Source organism: Mesorhizobium sp. P3_A8 (assembly GCF_056402995.1).
This window is the reverse complement of sequence record NZ_JBFUGI010000005.1, coordinates 421,556-435,237: the sequence shown is the minus strand read 5'-3', so window position 1 is coordinate 435,237 and position 13,682 is coordinate 421,556. Positions and strand designations below refer to the sequence as shown.

The 13,682-nt window shown below is 64.2% G+C and carries 14 protein-coding genes and 1 riboswitch; of the genes, 6 read left to right on the top strand and 8 right to left on the bottom strand.

Annotated features, from left to right (window positions below; genetic code table 11):
• The first annotated feature begins 5 nt into the window (after positions 1 to 5).
• Positions 6 to 1,328, top strand: a complete 1,323-nt coding sequence (locus AC1DX4_RS15095) for a four-carbon acid sugar kinase family protein (protein WP_477221060.1) — start codon at positions 6 to 8, stop codon at positions 1,326 to 1,328.
• Here the strand turns inward: AC1DX4_RS15095 and AC1DX4_RS15090 are convergent.
• Positions 1,325 to 1,864: an Lrp/AsnC family transcriptional regulator gene (locus AC1DX4_RS15090; protein ID WP_477221059.1), complete on the bottom strand. Its 540-nt coding sequence runs from the start codon at positions 1,862 to 1,864 to the stop codon at positions 1,325 to 1,327. The genes AC1DX4_RS15095 and AC1DX4_RS15090 overlap by 4 nt on opposite strands.
• 48 nt (positions 1,865 to 1,912) lie before the next feature.
• Between AC1DX4_RS15090 and AC1DX4_RS15085 the strand changes: the two genes are divergently transcribed.
• The 4 genes from AC1DX4_RS15085 to dhaL all read left to right on the top strand — a co-directional run bounded on the left by AC1DX4_RS15085 (position 1,913) and on the right by dhaL (position 5,612).
• Positions 1,913 to 3,088: an MFS transporter gene (locus tag AC1DX4_RS15085; RefSeq protein WP_477221058.1), complete on the top strand. Its 1,176-nt coding sequence runs from the start codon at positions 1,913 to 1,915 to the stop codon at positions 3,086 to 3,088.
• A 99-nt stretch (positions 3,089 to 3,187) separates the two neighbouring features.
• Positions 3,188 to 3,334: riboswitch (FMN riboswitch) on the top strand.
• A 77-nt stretch (positions 3,335 to 3,411) separates the two neighbouring features.
• The gene (locus tag AC1DX4_RS15080; protein WP_477221057.1) at positions 3,412 to 3,885 is read left to right on the top strand and encodes a 6,7-dimethyl-8-ribityllumazine synthase; all 474 of its coding nucleotides are present in this window, start codon (positions 3,412 to 3,414) and stop codon (positions 3,883 to 3,885) included.
• Positions 3,886 to 3,947: 62 nt separating this feature from the next.
• On the top strand, positions 3,948 to 4,961 hold the full coding sequence (locus tag AC1DX4_RS15075) for a dihydroxyacetone kinase subunit DhaK (protein WP_477221056.1): 1,014 nt from the start codon (positions 3,948 to 3,950) through the stop codon (positions 4,959 to 4,961).
• A 15-nt stretch (positions 4,962 to 4,976) separates the two neighbouring features.
• Entirely contained in the window at positions 4,977 to 5,612 is a 636-nt protein-coding gene (gene dhaL / locus AC1DX4_RS15070; protein WP_477221055.1) for a dihydroxyacetone kinase subunit DhaL, read from the top strand.
• On the opposite strand, the gene derI is transcribed toward dhaL, so the two are convergent.
• The 3 genes from derI to AC1DX4_RS15055 are packed head-to-tail and all read right to left on the bottom strand — an operon-like array spanning position 5,609 to position 7,627.
• Positions 5,609 to 6,049, bottom strand: a complete 441-nt coding sequence (gene derI / locus AC1DX4_RS15065; RefSeq protein ID WP_477221054.1) for a D-erythrulose-4-phosphate isomerase — start codon at positions 6,047 to 6,049, stop codon at positions 5,609 to 5,611. The genes dhaL and derI overlap by 4 nt on opposite strands.
• Positions 6,050 to 6,077: 28 nt before the next feature.
• On the bottom strand, positions 6,078 to 6,836 hold the full coding sequence (locus tag AC1DX4_RS15060; RefSeq protein ID WP_477221053.1) for a triose-phosphate isomerase: 759 nt from the start codon (positions 6,834 to 6,836) through the stop codon (positions 6,078 to 6,080).
• A gap of 26 nt (positions 6,837 to 6,862) precedes the next feature.
• Positions 6,863 to 7,627, bottom strand: coding sequence for a DeoR/GlpR family DNA-binding transcription regulator (locus AC1DX4_RS15055; RefSeq protein ID WP_477221052.1), 765 nt, complete (start codon positions 7,625 to 7,627; stop codon positions 6,863 to 6,865).
• Positions 7,628 to 7,901: 274 nt separating this feature from the next.
• On the opposite strand from AC1DX4_RS15055, the gene fba reads away from it, so the two are divergent.
• On the top strand, positions 7,902 to 8,966 hold the full coding sequence (gene fba, locus AC1DX4_RS15050; protein WP_010914722.1) for a class II fructose-bisphosphate aldolase: 1,065 nt from the start codon (positions 7,902 to 7,904) through the stop codon (positions 8,964 to 8,966).
• 65 nt (positions 8,967 to 9,031) lie between these two features.
• Here the strand turns inward: fba and AC1DX4_RS15045 are convergent, their stop codons facing one another.
• From AC1DX4_RS15045 to AC1DX4_RS15030, 4 genes are read right to left on the bottom strand one after another with little or no spacing between them, the layout of a single operon-like run.
• A complete protein-coding gene (locus tag AC1DX4_RS15045) occupies positions 9,032 to 9,970 on the bottom strand; it encodes a sugar phosphate isomerase/epimerase family protein (RefSeq protein WP_477221051.1) in 939 nt (312 codons plus the stop codon).
• A gap of 43 nt (positions 9,971 to 10,013) precedes the next feature.
• On the bottom strand, positions 10,014 to 11,072 hold the full coding sequence (locus tag AC1DX4_RS15040; RefSeq protein WP_477221050.1) for a class II aldolase/adducin family protein: 1,059 nt from the start codon (positions 11,070 to 11,072) through the stop codon (positions 10,014 to 10,016).
• Positions 11,072 to 12,589 carry a glycerol-3-phosphate dehydrogenase gene (locus AC1DX4_RS15035; RefSeq protein WP_477221049.1) on the bottom strand — a complete coding sequence of 506 codons (1,518 nt, stop codon included), beginning with the start codon at positions 12,587 to 12,589 and terminating at the stop codon, positions 11,072 to 11,074. Before AC1DX4_RS15035 ends, AC1DX4_RS15040 begins: the two co-directional genes overlap by 1 nt.
• Before the next feature lie 45 nt (positions 12,590 to 12,634).
• The gene (locus AC1DX4_RS15030) at positions 12,635 to 13,675 is read right to left on the bottom strand and encodes a 2-hydroxyacid dehydrogenase (protein ID WP_477221048.1); all 1,041 of its coding nucleotides are present in this window, start codon (positions 13,673 to 13,675) and stop codon (positions 12,635 to 12,637) included.
• Positions 13,676 to 13,682 lie beyond the last annotated feature (7 nt).

Genomic DNA, 13,682 nt, shown 5'->3' with positions numbered 1-13,682 from the left:
GGGCGATGCAGAACCTGCTGCTGAGCTATTATGGCGACGACCTTACCGGTTCAACCGACGTCATGGAGGCGCTCGAGCTTGGCGGCGTGCCAACCGTTTTGTTCATGCGCCGGCCCGACCAGCAACTGCTAGCGCGGTTTGCTCAATGCCGCGCCGTGGGACTGGCCGGCACGAGCCGTAGCGAAACGCCGCAATGGATGGACGACAATCTGGCCCCGGCCTTCGAATGGCTGAGAAGCCTCGAAGCGGCGGTTTGCCACTACAAGATCTGCTCGACCTTCGATTCCAGCCCGGCGATCGGCAGCATCGGCCGCGCCATCGAGATCGGCCGGCGCGTCTTCGATCAGAAGAGCGTGCCGGTGGTTGTCGGGGCGCCCCAGCTCAAGCGCTACACGGCGTTCGGCAACCTCTTCGCGGCGTTCCGCGGCACCTATTTCCGCATCGACCGCCACCCCGTCATGAGCCGGCATCCGGTGACGCCCATGAACGAGGCAGACCTGCTCGTCCACCTCTCGCGACAGACCGATCTCGGCTCCGGCCTTGTAGACCTGGCGGCGCTGCAGGCGGATGATCGTTCGCAGACGGTCGACCAGGCTCTGCGGGACAAGGCGATCGTCCTGTTCGACGTCGAAAGCCGCCAGACGCAGGCACGCGTCGGTGAACAGATCTGGCGGGTGTGCGAACAAGGCCATGGTTTCGTCGTTGGATCCTCCGGCGTCGAATATGCGCTGCTTGCCGAATGGGCCGGCAAAGGCATCGCCGCGGGGCACGCGTCCTTCGCGCCGCCCGGCCCGGTGGACCGGCTCGCCGTGGTCTCGGGCAGTGTGTCGCCAACCACCGAGAAGCAGATCCGCTTCGCGCTCGCCCATGGTTTCGACGGCATCCAGATGGACGCCATGCAGATGGTCTCGGACGGCGCCGGCAAGGCGATCGAGCGCGCCATCGCTGGCGGCCTGGCGAGTCTCGCGGCAGGGCGCAGCGTCATCCTCTACACCGCCCTTGGTCCCCAGGCCGACCGCAGCGCCGAGATCGATCATATCGAAGGCGCGCGAAACAGGCTCGGCCGGGCGTTGGGGGACATTCTGCGCCGGCTGGTCGTCGACCAGAAACTCAAGCGCGCGGTGATCGCCGGCGGCGACACCTCCAGCCACGCGCTGGGACAGCTGTCCATCGATGCGCTGACCGTGCGCATGCCGTTGCCGCAATCCCCGGGTTCGCCGCTTTGCCTCGCCCATGGCGGCGGCGACATCGACGGTCTCGAAATCGCGCTGAAGGGCGGCCAGGTCGGCACCGACGCCTATTTCGAGACGATCCGCCTGGGCGGTTAATACAGCGGCTTGCTCATATGGTTGGGCGTTGGCCACGTCTCGGTGATGCCTGGCTGCACCGGACGCTCGAGATAGGTCGACAGCACGACATAACTGCGCGTCGAGGTGACGCCGGGTGTTTCGTAGAGGCGAGCGAGCAGGCCTTCCAGCGCTCTCGTATCTTCCGTGCGGACCTTCAGCAGCATGCAGGTGTCGCCGGCGACGGTGTGGATCTCCTCGACTTCCGGATATTGCGAAACCGCCATCAACTCCGGGGTCTTGCCCCAACCCCTGGTGTCGATATGGACGAAAGCCAGCAACGGCTTCTTCACCGCCTTGGGATCGATGATAACGGCGGTGCCACGAATGGCGCCGCTGCGCCGAAGGCGTTTGACGCGCTCATGCGCGGCCGGCGGCGACAAGCCCACACGATCGCCGAGTTCAGCGTAGCTGATCGTGGCGTCGTCGACGAGAACGCCTAATATTCTTCGGTCTATGGCGTCGAGGTCGCGGGCAGCAGGCTTGTTCTGCAGAATGCCATCTGTTTCTTCATCCATGGCCAATTTCCCGGTTGTCGCTGAATACAATACGGCCATTATGTCGATATGTCGAACACTGATCAAGTTGCCCCTGGAGTAGCGAGCGCCCGGGCGCCGATCCCGGCGCTTGCCTATCTGCTGACCGGCTGCATCGCCGTCATCGGTTCGAATTCGCTTGTGCTGGGGCCGATAGCACCGGCCGTCGCCTCCTCGTTCGGAACAAGCGTACCGGTGGTGATGATCGCGGCAGCCGCCTTCGGCCTCGGCACCTCGGCAAGTGCCCTGTTTCTGGCACGCTACATCGACCGGCTCGGCGCCCGCCGGATGCTGCAGGGTGCACTGCTGTTGCTGGCACTGGCGCTAGTGGCCAGTGCTGTGGCACCGACGGTGATCATGCTGGTCGCGGCACAATTGCTCGCCGGCATCGCCGCCGGTGTCGCCATGCCGGCAATCTATGCAAGCGCGGCGGCGATCGCGCCGCCTGGCCGCGAAAGCGGCACCATCGGCGTCGTGCTCACCGGATGGACGCTCAGCATGGTGGCCGGCGTTTCGCTGTCGGCCGTGCTTGCCGATCTCGTGCATTGGCGCGCCGTCTTCGCCGCCGTCGCGGTGCTGGCACTGCTTGCACTGGCCAGCCTCACAATGACGTCACTGAGCGACATCAGGAAGAGCGGCCCGGCACCAACGCCGCTGGCGGCGCTCAGCATTCCCGGCATTGTGCCGCTTCTCGTTGCCTGCGCGGCCTTCATGACCGCCTTCTACGGGGTCTATGGCTATCTCGGCGATCATTTGCACAGCGGACTGGGCAAGCCGGTGAGCGCCAATGGCTGGGCGGCACTTGCCTATGGCATCGGTTTCGGCACGGCGGCTCTCCTCGACGGCGTGATCGATCGGCTTGGTGCGCGGCGTGTCATGCCGTTCGCCTATCTTCTTGTCGCCGCCGTCTATGTCGCCATCGCCGCGACAAGCAACAGTTTCGGCCCGACGCTCGCCATGGTGGCGGTGTGGGGACTTGCCAATCATTTCGGGCTGAACGTCCTGGTGATGCGCCTCTCGGCGCTCGATCCCTCACGGCGCGGCACGATCATGGGCCTGAATAGCGCGGTGACCTATCTGGCGGTCTTCATCGGCACCACCGGCTTCGGGCCGCTCTATTCCAGCTTCGGCTTTGCGGTCTGCGCGATGGTTGCGGCGCTGCTGATGCTGGTTGCTGCTTCGGCAGCGGCGTGGCGCACGCGATAAACGCTTCTTTCGCGCAATTGCTCCAGTCGACAGAACGTGATTGGCCACTGGCCTGGCGCGGTTGACAGCAGCACCCCTGCACTTCCATAGAAAGCTCGTTAATGTTCTCAGGGCGGGGTGAAAGTCCCCACCGGCGGTAAGGATCTCGATCCAAGCCCGCGAGCGCTTTCCGGCAAAATTGGAAAGGTCAGCAGATCCGGTGTGATTCCGGAGCCGACGGTATAGTCCGGATGAAAGAGAACGAAACGGAAAACGGACCGCCCTGGCGGGCCGGATTTCGTATCGTGCGTCCTGATTCTGGTTCGAAACGGAAGGATGGACCCATGAATCAGCATTCCCACAAAGACTATGAGACTGTTCGCATCGCCGTCATTCGCGCGCGCTGGCATGCGGATATCGTCGACCAATGCGTGCACGCCTTCGAGGCGGAACTGGCTGACATCGGCGGCGGTCGCTTCGCCATCGATGTCTTCGACGTGCCCGGCGCCTACGAAATCCCGCTGCACGCCAAGACGCTGGCCCAGACCGGCCGCTATGGCGCGATCCTCGGCACGGCGTTCGTCGTCAATGGCGGCATCTACCGGCATGAGTTCGTCGCCAGCGCCGTCATCGACGGCATGATGAACGTGCAGCTGTCGACCGGCGTGCCGGTGCTTTCGGCGGTGCTGACGCCGCATAATTATCACGACAGCGCCGAGCACCACCGCTTCTTCTTCGAGCACTTCACCGTCAAGGGCAAGGAAGCTGCCAAGGCATGCGTGGAAATTCTCACTGCCCGGGAAAAGATCGCGGCATGAAATTATCCCGGCCGGGTGGAAATCGCGATAACACCCGGTAGTATTTGCGAAAAGTCGGGAGGATGCCGGTGCAGACCAAGAAGATCATCAATGACGGCAACCACGCCGTCGACGAGATGCTCGAAGGGATTCTCGCCGCGCATCCTCGCCATCTCAAAAGCGCGGACGGCAGCCCGCGCTCGATCATCGCCCGTGACGGGCCGCGACCCGGCAAGGTCGGGCTGGTGATCGGCGGCGGCTCGGGCCATGAGCCGACCTTTCTTGGCTTTGTCGGCAAGGGGCTGGCGGACGCGGCGGCGATCGGCAACGTCTTTGCCTCGCCACCGCCCGATCCGATCCTGGAATGCGCCAAGGCGGTGAGCGGCGGCGCGGGCGTCCTGTTCATGTATGGCAACTATGCCGGCGACGTGATGAATTTCGACATGGCGGCCGAGTTGGCAGCGATGGACGACATCGAGGTGCGCACGGTGCTGACCACCGACGACGTCGCCTCGGCACCGCGCGACCAGCGGCAGAAACGCCGCGGCGTCGCCGGCAATTTCTTCATCTTCAAGGCCGCCGGTGCCGCTTGCGACCTCATGCTCTCCCTGGACGAGGTGGAGCGCATCGCGCGCAAGGCCAACGACCGCACCTTCACCATGGGCGTTGCGCTGGCGCCCTGCTCGCTGCCGCAGACAAGGCGGCCGAATTTCGAGATCGGCGCGGACGAGATGGAGATCGGCATGGGCATCCATGGCGAACCCGGCATCGCGCGCGGCAAGCTCGGCACCGCCGACGCCATCACCGACGAGATGCTGGACAAGATTTTCGCCGAGATGGCGCCGAAGCGCGGCGACAAGGTCGCGGTGCTGGTCAACTCGCTCGGCTCGACGCCGCTGATGGAGCTCTACATCATGAACCGCCGGGTCAAGCAGAGGCTCGACGCACTCGGCGTTTCCATCCACGCGACCTGGGTCGGCAATTACTGCACGTCGCTGGAAATGGCCGGCGCCTCGGTGACGCTTTTTCATGTCGACGAGGAATTGCAGACCATGCTCGACCACCCCTGCGACTGCGCGATGTTCCGTGCCGGCTGACGAAAGAGCATTCCCGTGACCATCGACGCCACCGACCTGAAACGAATGTTCGATACGATCGCGGTGGCGATCGAGGCCGACAGGGACCGGCTCTGCCAGCTCGACGGTGTCATCGGCGACGCCGACCATGGCATTGCGATGGAACTCGGCTTCAATGCCGTGCGCGATGCGCTGGCCGCGATCGATCTTTCAGCGATCGAGCCGACGGCGCTGCTCAACACCGCGGCGAAATCGTTCCTGAATGCCGTCGGCGCCTCGTCAGGCCCGCTCTACGCAACGGCCTTCATGCGCGCGGCTTCCACCGTCAAGGGCAAGGCAACGCTGGCGGACGCGGATTTCATCGCTTTGTTTCAGGCCATGGCGCAAGGCATCAAGGATCGCGGCAAGGCGGAACCCGGTGAAAAGACGATGGTCGATGCCTGGCAGCCGGCGGCCGAAGCCGCTGCAGCAGCCACCATAGCCGGCAAGCCCCTGGCTCAGAGCCTCGAGGCGGCCCTTGCCGCCGCCCAGTCTGGTGCTGAAGCAACCAAGGACATGATCGCTTCCAAGGGCCGCTCCTCGCGGCTCGGCGAGCGCTCGCTCGGACACATGGACCCGGGCGCGGCGTCGGCCGTCACCGTCATCGCAGCGATGACGAAGAGCCTGGGTTAGCCCTTCGCCGCGTCGAGCCTGTCGATCGCCTGGACATTGCCGGCAGACGGCCCTTTTTCATCGAACTCCGAAGCGAGCCATGTATCGACGATCGCCTTGGCCAGTTCCGGGCCGATGACGCGGGCGCCCATGGTGATGATCTGCGCATTGTTGGATTTCGCCGCGCGCTCTGCCGAATAAGTGTCGTGGGTGAGCGCGGCGCGGATGCCCGGCACCTTGTTGGCCGAGATCGAGACACCGATGCCGGTGCCGCAGAACAGGATGCCGCGCTCGTTCTCGCCGTCGATGATGGTCTGGGCGAGTTTTTGCGAGAGGTCGGCATAGTAGCCGGCCTGGCTGAAGTCGCTGACGGTGAGGCCCGGCTTGGTCGCGAGGTGTGCGGCGATGACGTCGAGCAGCGGCTTGCCGGCGCTGTCGGCTCCAATGGCTATTTTCATGGTTTTTCCCTTTCGTGTTTGGATGATTTCAGATCGCCGCCGAGGCGCGGCCGAGGATGTCGATGTAGCCATCCGCCTGCCAGGCGGAGCGGCCGATGAAGAGGCCATCGATATTGGGCTGGCCGACCAGTTCGGCGGCATTGCCGGGATTGACGCTGCCGCCATAGAGCACCGGCGGTACGGACGGCAGCAGGCCGCCAGTCACCTTTTTGATCAGTGCCTGTTGCTTGTCAGCATAGTCGGAACTGGCCGGAATGCCCTTGTCGCCGATCGCCCAGACCGGCTCGTAGGCGAACAGGATTTTTGCGCCCTTCGCCTCACCTTCCAGGAATTGCAGCGCGCCCTCGACCTGAGCGGTCAGCACGGCATCGGCCTGCCCGCTTTCGCGCTCGGCCAGCGTCTCGCCGACGCAGATGAGCGGTATCAATCCGTGCTTCACCGCTGCCGCCGTCTTCAGGCCGACGGCGCGATCGGTCTCACCGAAATGCTCGCGCCGTTCGCTGTGGCCGAGTTCGACCAGATCGAGCCCGCAGTCGGTCAGCATCACAGGTGAAATCTCGCCGGTCCAGGCGCCGGCATCGGCCCAATGCATGTTCTGGGCGCCGACCTTGATGCGCGTCGACGACAGCGCCTGCTTGACCTCGCGCACTGCCGTGAAAGGCGGGATGACGAAGGGTTGGATGCGGTCATCGAAACCGGGAATGAAACCGGCCAGGCGCTCCGCGAAATCCAGCGCCTCGGCCAGCGTCTTGTTCATCTTCCAGCTTGTACCGACCCAATACACCACGCGTGCTCCTTACTCAGTTGCCGAACTTAGTTGCCGACCAGGACCACCGAGACACCGGCGGCATCCAACGCCTCATACAACCCCGGCTCGAGCTCACGGCCAGTGAAGACCGTGTCGAATGCCTTGAGGTCGGTGAGAAAATGCAGCGCCGTGCGGCCGAACTTGCCGTGATCGACCAGCAGATATTTGCGGGTTGCCGCCGCCATCATCAGCCGCTTGGCCTGCACCACCTCCTGGTCCTGGTGGAAGGCGGAGGCGCCATGGATGGCGGATGAGGACAGGAAGGCGACGTCGGCGCGCAGCGATTTGAGCATGTCCTCGGCGAGCAGGCCGAAGAAGCCGTGGAATTTCTTGCTGTATTGGCCGCCAAGCGCGATCAGGTTGATGCCGCCGGCACCGGCGAGCTCCTGGATGACGGCCAGGTTGTTGGAGATCACCGTCAGCGGCCGCAGGTCGGCGAGATGGCGCGCAATGCCGCCCGCCGTCGAGCCGTCGTCGATGATCACCGTCTGGCCGGGTTCGATCATGGCCACGGCGGCTGCGGCCAGACGCTGCTTTTCCTCGGTCGCCTGCTTCTGCCGGTAGCGGAAATCGCTTTCGAACAGGCTGCTTGGCTGGATCGAGGCGCCGCCGCGCACCTTGCGCAGGAACCCGTTTTCCTCGAGTTCGTCAAGGTCGCGGTGCACCGTCATCTTCGAGACGCCAAAGCGTAGAGCGAGGTCGTCGACGCCGGCCTGACCGGCGTCCATCAGAAACTCCATGATGCCTTGACGCCTGATGTCGCTTTTCATTGCCGCTGACCGCCAACGCCGAAGCGTGGCTCCTTGATCTGAGTTAAGGATATAACAGCTATCGTCGCAAAAGTATCAAATATTTTGTGATAATGGGATAATTTCTTGGGATATTCCACTTGCCCTGATCGCGGCGCTGTAACAAGAATTGCGGCCGAGACCGTCTGTCACGGTTGCGGTTGCGCCGAAATCCGGCCAGAAGCATCGGTGGACTGGACGATCCGCGGACAGTCCGCAACCACCAGGTTTGAAACCAGATACGGGAGACTATTCGTTGGCTCGCATCACACTGAGACAATTGCTCGATCACGCCGCCGAATACGGCTACGGCGTGCCGGCCTTCAACATGAACAACATGGAACAGGGCCTTGCCATCATGGAGGCGGCCGAAGAGACCAAATCGCCCGTCATCCTGCAGGCAAGCCGCGGTGCGCGCGCCTATGCCAATGACGTGGTGCTGGCCAAGCTGATCGATGCGCTGGTCGAAATCCACCCCGACATCCCGGTCTGCATGCATCTCGACCATGGCAACAACGAAGCCACCTGCGTCACCGCGATCCAGTACGGCTTCACCTCGGTGATGATGGACGGTTCGCTCAAGGAAGACGGCAAGTCGCCGGCCGACTACGCCTATAATTCCGGCATCACGAAGCGCGTCGTCGACATGGCGCATTGGGGCGGCGTGTCGGTCGAAGGCGAGATCGGCGTTCTGGGATCGCTGGAGAGCGGCGGCGGCGAGCAGGAAGACGGCCACGGCGTCGAAGGCGCGATCAGCCACGACCAGCTCTTGACCGATCCTGAACAGGCGGTGGAGTTCGTCAAGGACACGCATGTCGATGCGCTGGCGGTGGCCATGGGCACCAGCCACGGCGCCTACAAATTCTCGCGCAAACCCGATGGCGCGGTGCTGGCGATGAACGTCATCGAGGAGATCCATCGCCGCCTGCCTAACATGCATCTGGTCATGCATGGCTCGTCCTCGGTTCCTGAGGATCTGCAGGAGATCATCAACAAGTATGGCGGCCAGATGAAGCCGACCTGGGGCGTGCCGGTGGAAGAGATCCAGCGCGGCATCAAGCACGGCGTGCGCAAGATCAACATCGACACCGACAACCGCATGGCGCTGACCGGCGCCATCCGCAAGGTGCTGACCGAGAACCCCAGCGAGTTCGATCCGCGCAAATACCTGACGCCGGCAATGGCGGCCATGCGCAAGCTCTGCAAGGAGCGCTTCGAGCAGTTCGGCACCGCCGGCAACGCGCCGAAGATCAAGCCGCTGCCGGTCTCGGAAATGGCCAAGCGCTACAAGTCGGGCAGCCTCGATCCGAAATTCGGCTGAGTTCGGCCGATTGAAATCTGCAATTTCATCGGGCAGGAGCCGTATCGGCTCCTGCCCGATTTCTATTAGGCCTTTGGCAAAAGACCTGACCGGCCGGCGTCGATGAACGGCGCCCAGTAGTCGACCGACTCGCGGATCATGGCGACGACCTGATGGTCGACCGGCTCGCGCTCGCGGAACGACAGTTCGAGGCAGATCTCGTTGTCGGTGCCGCCGCCGCGCCGCACCGTCTCCAGCAGCTTTTCCGGCGTGATGCGGCCATCCCTGTTGTAGGTCGCGGTGAACGGCCAATGGCCGCCCTTGTTCATCGACGACTGCTTGATGTGGATGATCGGCGATTTCCGGGGAAAGGCCTCGGCCCAGGCGTAAGGGTCGATGTCGGCGGGATTGCTTGAGGTGACGTCGCCATGGTCGATGTCGACCATCATCTCCAGCGGAATGGCCATGCCGGCGGCGTCGATCACGCCTTGCAGCTGCTGGCAGTTGTCGATGGTGTGGCCGAACTCGCGGCCGACCGACATCGGCTCCCAGAACAAATAGGTCAGGCCAGCCGCCTTGGCATGCCCGGCAACCTCGCGCCAGCAGTCCAGCGCGATGTCGAACAGCCGCGCGCGGCGCTCTGGGTCGTCAAAGTCGCGGTGGGTGAATATGGCGAATTGCGTGCCCATGCCGCTGGCGCCAAGCTCGGCCGAGATGTCGGCGAAGGTCTTGAACCAGTCGACATAGTAGCGGCGCACATCGGCGTCGGGGTGGCCGAAATGATTGAGCCGGCCATAAGGACCGGTCATGCCGGAGGTGACGCGCACGCCGGTGCGGGCGAGTGCATTGCGGAACAGGCGGACGAATTTGCCGATCGTCGCCGCCGGCCAGCCCGGATTGACGAATTCATGCGTGAGTTGCACGTCCCTTATGCCGATGTCATAGGCAATGGTATCGATCAGGTCGTCCGGATCGGCAAAACGGTTGACCAGCGGATTGGTGTTGAGGGAGAGCGTGAAAGCCAAGGCCGCTACCCCTTCTCAGCGCTGGCGCGAGTGGTAATGGCCGTCATTGCAGCGTCGCCCCCTCGCGGTTGAGTTGCTGGCGGTATTTTTCAGCGTCCCAGTTCAGCAGCTCGGCATTATCCTTCTGGCTGAGATAGTTGACGCGCGCCGCGCCATCTATGCGCTGGGCGACGTCGGCCAGGCAGCGCGCCATCGCTTCGGCGCCGGCATTGGCATCCCGACGCATCAGCACGCCCTTGCCGGGAAAGAGGATGGATGTCGGTGCGCTACCGGCGCGAGCGACGACCGCCGCCGCGTCTTCACCGGGGCCGGCGATGACCGAGCCGACACCGAGGAAGATGACATGATCGGGGTAGAGGCTGCCGGAGGCGGCGATGCGGCAACTGGCAAGATCGGTGGCGACGGCATGCGCGGCGGCCGAGGCTGGCAGCCGGTAGTCGCTGCCGGCGGCGAGCCTCAGCAGCGCGTCGAGATCGGGCGGCGAAGCCGGTCGCGGCGGCCGCGCGAGCAGCCCGGTCACCCGTTGCAGCAGCAAGGCTGCCTCGGCGACCGTGTCGGCGGCGACAACCAACCCGTGATTGCCAAGCACGAGCACGTTGGTCGCGGCCTTCAGCCGCTCGGCGATCGCTTGCGCCAGCGGCAGGCCGGGCCGGCGATACGGCACGAACGCCCAATCGAGCCCACGCAGGCGCTCCTCCAGCAAGGTTTCGGCATTGGCCTGGACGGCAATCGAAATCGTCTCGACGCAATGGACGTGGACGACGATCTTCTGCGGCAGCAGCGCGTGCACGGTCGTCTCGATGGAGGGCCGCAACTGGCGAGGGTTGAGATCCGCCAGCGTGAACTGACCGGCCGTCTCCGCCATCGGGTTGCGCTGCGCCACGGCATCCAGCAACGGCGCCAACGCGACCGGCACCATGATCTCATCGTCGCGTGCATTCTTCAGCCAGGTGCCCGAGGCTTTGATCCACAGCACGCCGGCCTGCTTGATGGAGGTGTTGCCGCCGGCGCCCTGGACCAGCAGCGGGTCGGCGCCGATGCTGGCCGACAAGGAGCGCAGCATGCAGAATTCGCTGGAGTGGTTGTCGCCCGAATGCGCCATCAGCCTGCCCTCGCCAGCCGGTTTGCGGACCAATGCTCGAAGGCCGCCCTCTCCTCGGCGGACAGATGCAGGCCATGCTTGGTGCGCCGCTCCAGTATATCGGCCGATGTCACCGCCCATTCCCGGTCGAAGAGATAGTTGGCCTCGCGCTCGAAGAAATCCTTGCCGAAGCAGCGCCCGAGGTCATCGAGCGAGCGGGCCGCGCCAACCAAAGCCCGCGTCCTGGTGCCGTAAAGCCGGCCGTAATGCTTGAGCAGCGATGCGGGCATCCACGGATACTCGCGTCCGAGATCGCCGAGAAACTGTTCGAAATCGGCATTGGCGATGTCGCCGCCCGGCAGATGCGCCTTGGCTGTCCAGGGCTTGCCCATTTTGGGAAAGAACGGCGCGATCCTGTCCAGCGCATGCTCGGCCAATTTGCGGAAGGTAGTGATCTTGCCGCCGAAGACGGAAAGCAGCGGCGCCTGCGCATCCGGCGCGTCGAGCTCGAAAATATAGTCGCGGGTCACAGCACTTGGGTTGTCGGCATTGTCGTCATAGAGCGGCCGGACGCCGGAGAACGAATAGACGACATCATTGCGCGCCAGGCCGCGCTTGAAGTAGCGGTTGACCACCTTGATCAGGTAATCGATCTCGCTCTCCTCCGCCGCCACGTCCTCGGGCCGGCCCTCATAGGGAATGTCCGTGGTGCCGATCAAAGCTAGGTCGTTCTGATAGGGGTTGATGAAGATCACGCGCTTGTCGCTGTTCTGGATGAGATAGGCCTGCCGCCCCTCCCAGAATTTCGGCACGACGATATGGCTGCCCTTGACCAGGCGCACATTGCGCCTGGAGTTCTGGCCGGCAACACGGTTGACGATGTCGTTGACCCAGGGGCCGGCGGCATTGATCAGCGCGCGGGCCCGAACCACCGTCCTGATGCCCGTCCTGCCATCCTGCATCTCGACGACCCACAGGCCGTTCTCGCGGCGGGCGGCGGTGCAGGCGGTGCGGGTGAAAACCCTGGCGCCGCGCTCGGCGGCGTCGAGCGCGTTGATGACGACGAGGCGGGCATCGTCGACCCAGCAGTCGGAATATTCGAAGCCGCGCCGGAAGGCATCCTTGATCGGCGCGCCTTCAGGCGCGGTGCGAAGGTTGAGCGTGCGGGTCGCTGGCAGCCGCTTGCGGCCGCCGAGATGGTCGTAGAGGAACAGGCCGAGCCGCACCAGCCAGGCCGGCCGATCGTCGGGGCTGTGCGGCAGCACGAAGCGCATAGGCCAGATGATGTGGGGTGCTGATTCCAACAGCACCTCGCGCTCGATCAGCGCTTCGCGCACCAGGCGGAATTCGTAATATTCGAGATAGCGCAGACCGCCATGGACGAGCTTGCCCGAGCGGGAGCTGGTGCCTTCGGCGAGATCGTCCTTCTCGCACAGGATAACCGAAAGGCCGCGGCCGGCGGCGTCGCGCGCAATGCCGGCGCCATTGACGCCGCCGCCGATGACGAAGAGGTCGACGATTTCAGGACCGCCGTTCATGTCGCCGTGGCCTCGATGCCGGTGTGAAAAGTCATGGCCACTGCCTCAGCACGGATTGACCGGAGGCAGGCCGGCGAGGTAGCGGCGCACCTCTTCGGCGGCCTGTTCGGCGGCGTAGGTGACGGTGCGCACCGAAGCGCCGGCGATATGCGGCGTCAGCGTCACATTGGGAAGCTGCAGCAGCGGCCAGTCCGATGGCACCGGCTCGACGGCGAACGTCTCCAGCATGGCGCTGGCAATCTGGCCTGAAATAAGCGCCTCGTAGAGCGCGTCATAGTCGACCAGCGGCCCGCGTGCGGTGTTGACGAAGATCACACCCGGCTTCATCCGCGCGATGGTGTCCTTGCCGATCAGGCCGCGCGTCTCTTCGGTCACCCGCGAATGCAGCGTGACGACATCGGAGCGGGACAGCAGATCGTCCAGCGCGACAAGTTCGACACCGGCGTTGCGGTCTTCGGCGCTCAGTTGGACATAGGGATCGCTGACCAGGACGTGGCAGCCGAAGGCGCGCAGCAGGCGCACCACCTTGGTGCCGATATTGCCGTAGCCGACGACGCCGACGGTCATTTCGCTGAGTTCGCGGCCGGTGCGGTCGGCGCGGTAGAGATCGCCGCGCCACTCGCCCTTGCGCAAGGCCTCGTGGCCGACCCGGATCAGCCGCGTCTCGGCCAGGATGGCGCCGATGGTGAACTCGGCGACAGCGGTGGCGTTGCGGCCGGGCACATTGACCACGGTGATGCCGTGGGCTCTCGCGGCAGCCATGTCGATGTTGATCGGGCCGCCGCGCGAGACCGCGACCAGCTTGAGATCAGGCAGGTGCCGCATCATGCCTTCCGACAGCGGAGCCAGCTGGGTGACGAGGATCTCGGCATCGCCGATGAAGTCGACGACCTCGTCGGGGTGGCCGAAATACTCCTTGACCTTGTCGAGGCCGAGCGCTGGATTGCCGAACTCCATCGGTTCGTCGGGCCAGGCCGTCTGCAATGTCCTGATGTCGAGGTCGCCAGTCGCGACCTTCTCGATTTTGGCGCGAAACACCTCCGGCAGCATGAAGTTGTCGCCAATGATCGCTATTGTCTTACGCATACTCGAC

Bases quoted from the DNA above. Each gene is read 5' to 3' on its own strand.
- AC1DX4_RS15095 (WP_477221060.1), top strand. From the start codon at position 6: ATGCAGAACCTGCTGCTGAGCTATTATGGCGACGACCTTACCGGTTCA.
- AC1DX4_RS15090 (WP_477221059.1), bottom strand. From the start codon at position 1,864: ATGGATGAAGAAACAGATGGCATTCTGCAGAACAAGCCTGCTGCCCGC.
- AC1DX4_RS15085 (WP_477221058.1), top strand. From the start codon at position 1,913: ATGTCGAACACTGATCAAGTTGCCCCTGGAGTAGCGAGCGCCCGGGCG.
- AC1DX4_RS15080 (WP_477221057.1), top strand. From the start codon at position 3,412: ATGAATCAGCATTCCCACAAAGACTATGAGACTGTTCGCATCGCCGTC.
- AC1DX4_RS15075 (WP_477221056.1), top strand. From the start codon at position 3,948: ATGCCGGTGCAGACCAAGAAGATCATCAATGACGGCAACCACGCCGTC.
- derI (WP_477221054.1), bottom strand. From the start codon at position 6,049: ATGAAAATAGCCATTGGAGCCGACAGCGCCGGCAAGCCGCTGCTCGAC.
- AC1DX4_RS15055 (WP_477221052.1), bottom strand. From the start codon at position 7,627: ATGAAAAGCGACATCAGGCGTCAAGGCATCATGGAGTTTCTGATGGAC.
- AC1DX4_RS15040 (WP_477221050.1), bottom strand. From the start codon at position 11,072: ATGGCGCATTCGGGCGACAACCACTCCAGCGAATTCTGCATGCTGCGC.
- AC1DX4_RS15035 (WP_477221049.1), bottom strand. From the start codon at position 12,589: ATGAACGGCGGTCCTGAAATCGTCGACCTCTTCGTCATCGGCGGCGGC.
- AC1DX4_RS15030 (WP_477221048.1), bottom strand. From the start codon at position 13,675: ATGCGTAAGACAATAGCGATCATTGGCGACAACTTCATGCTGCCGGAG.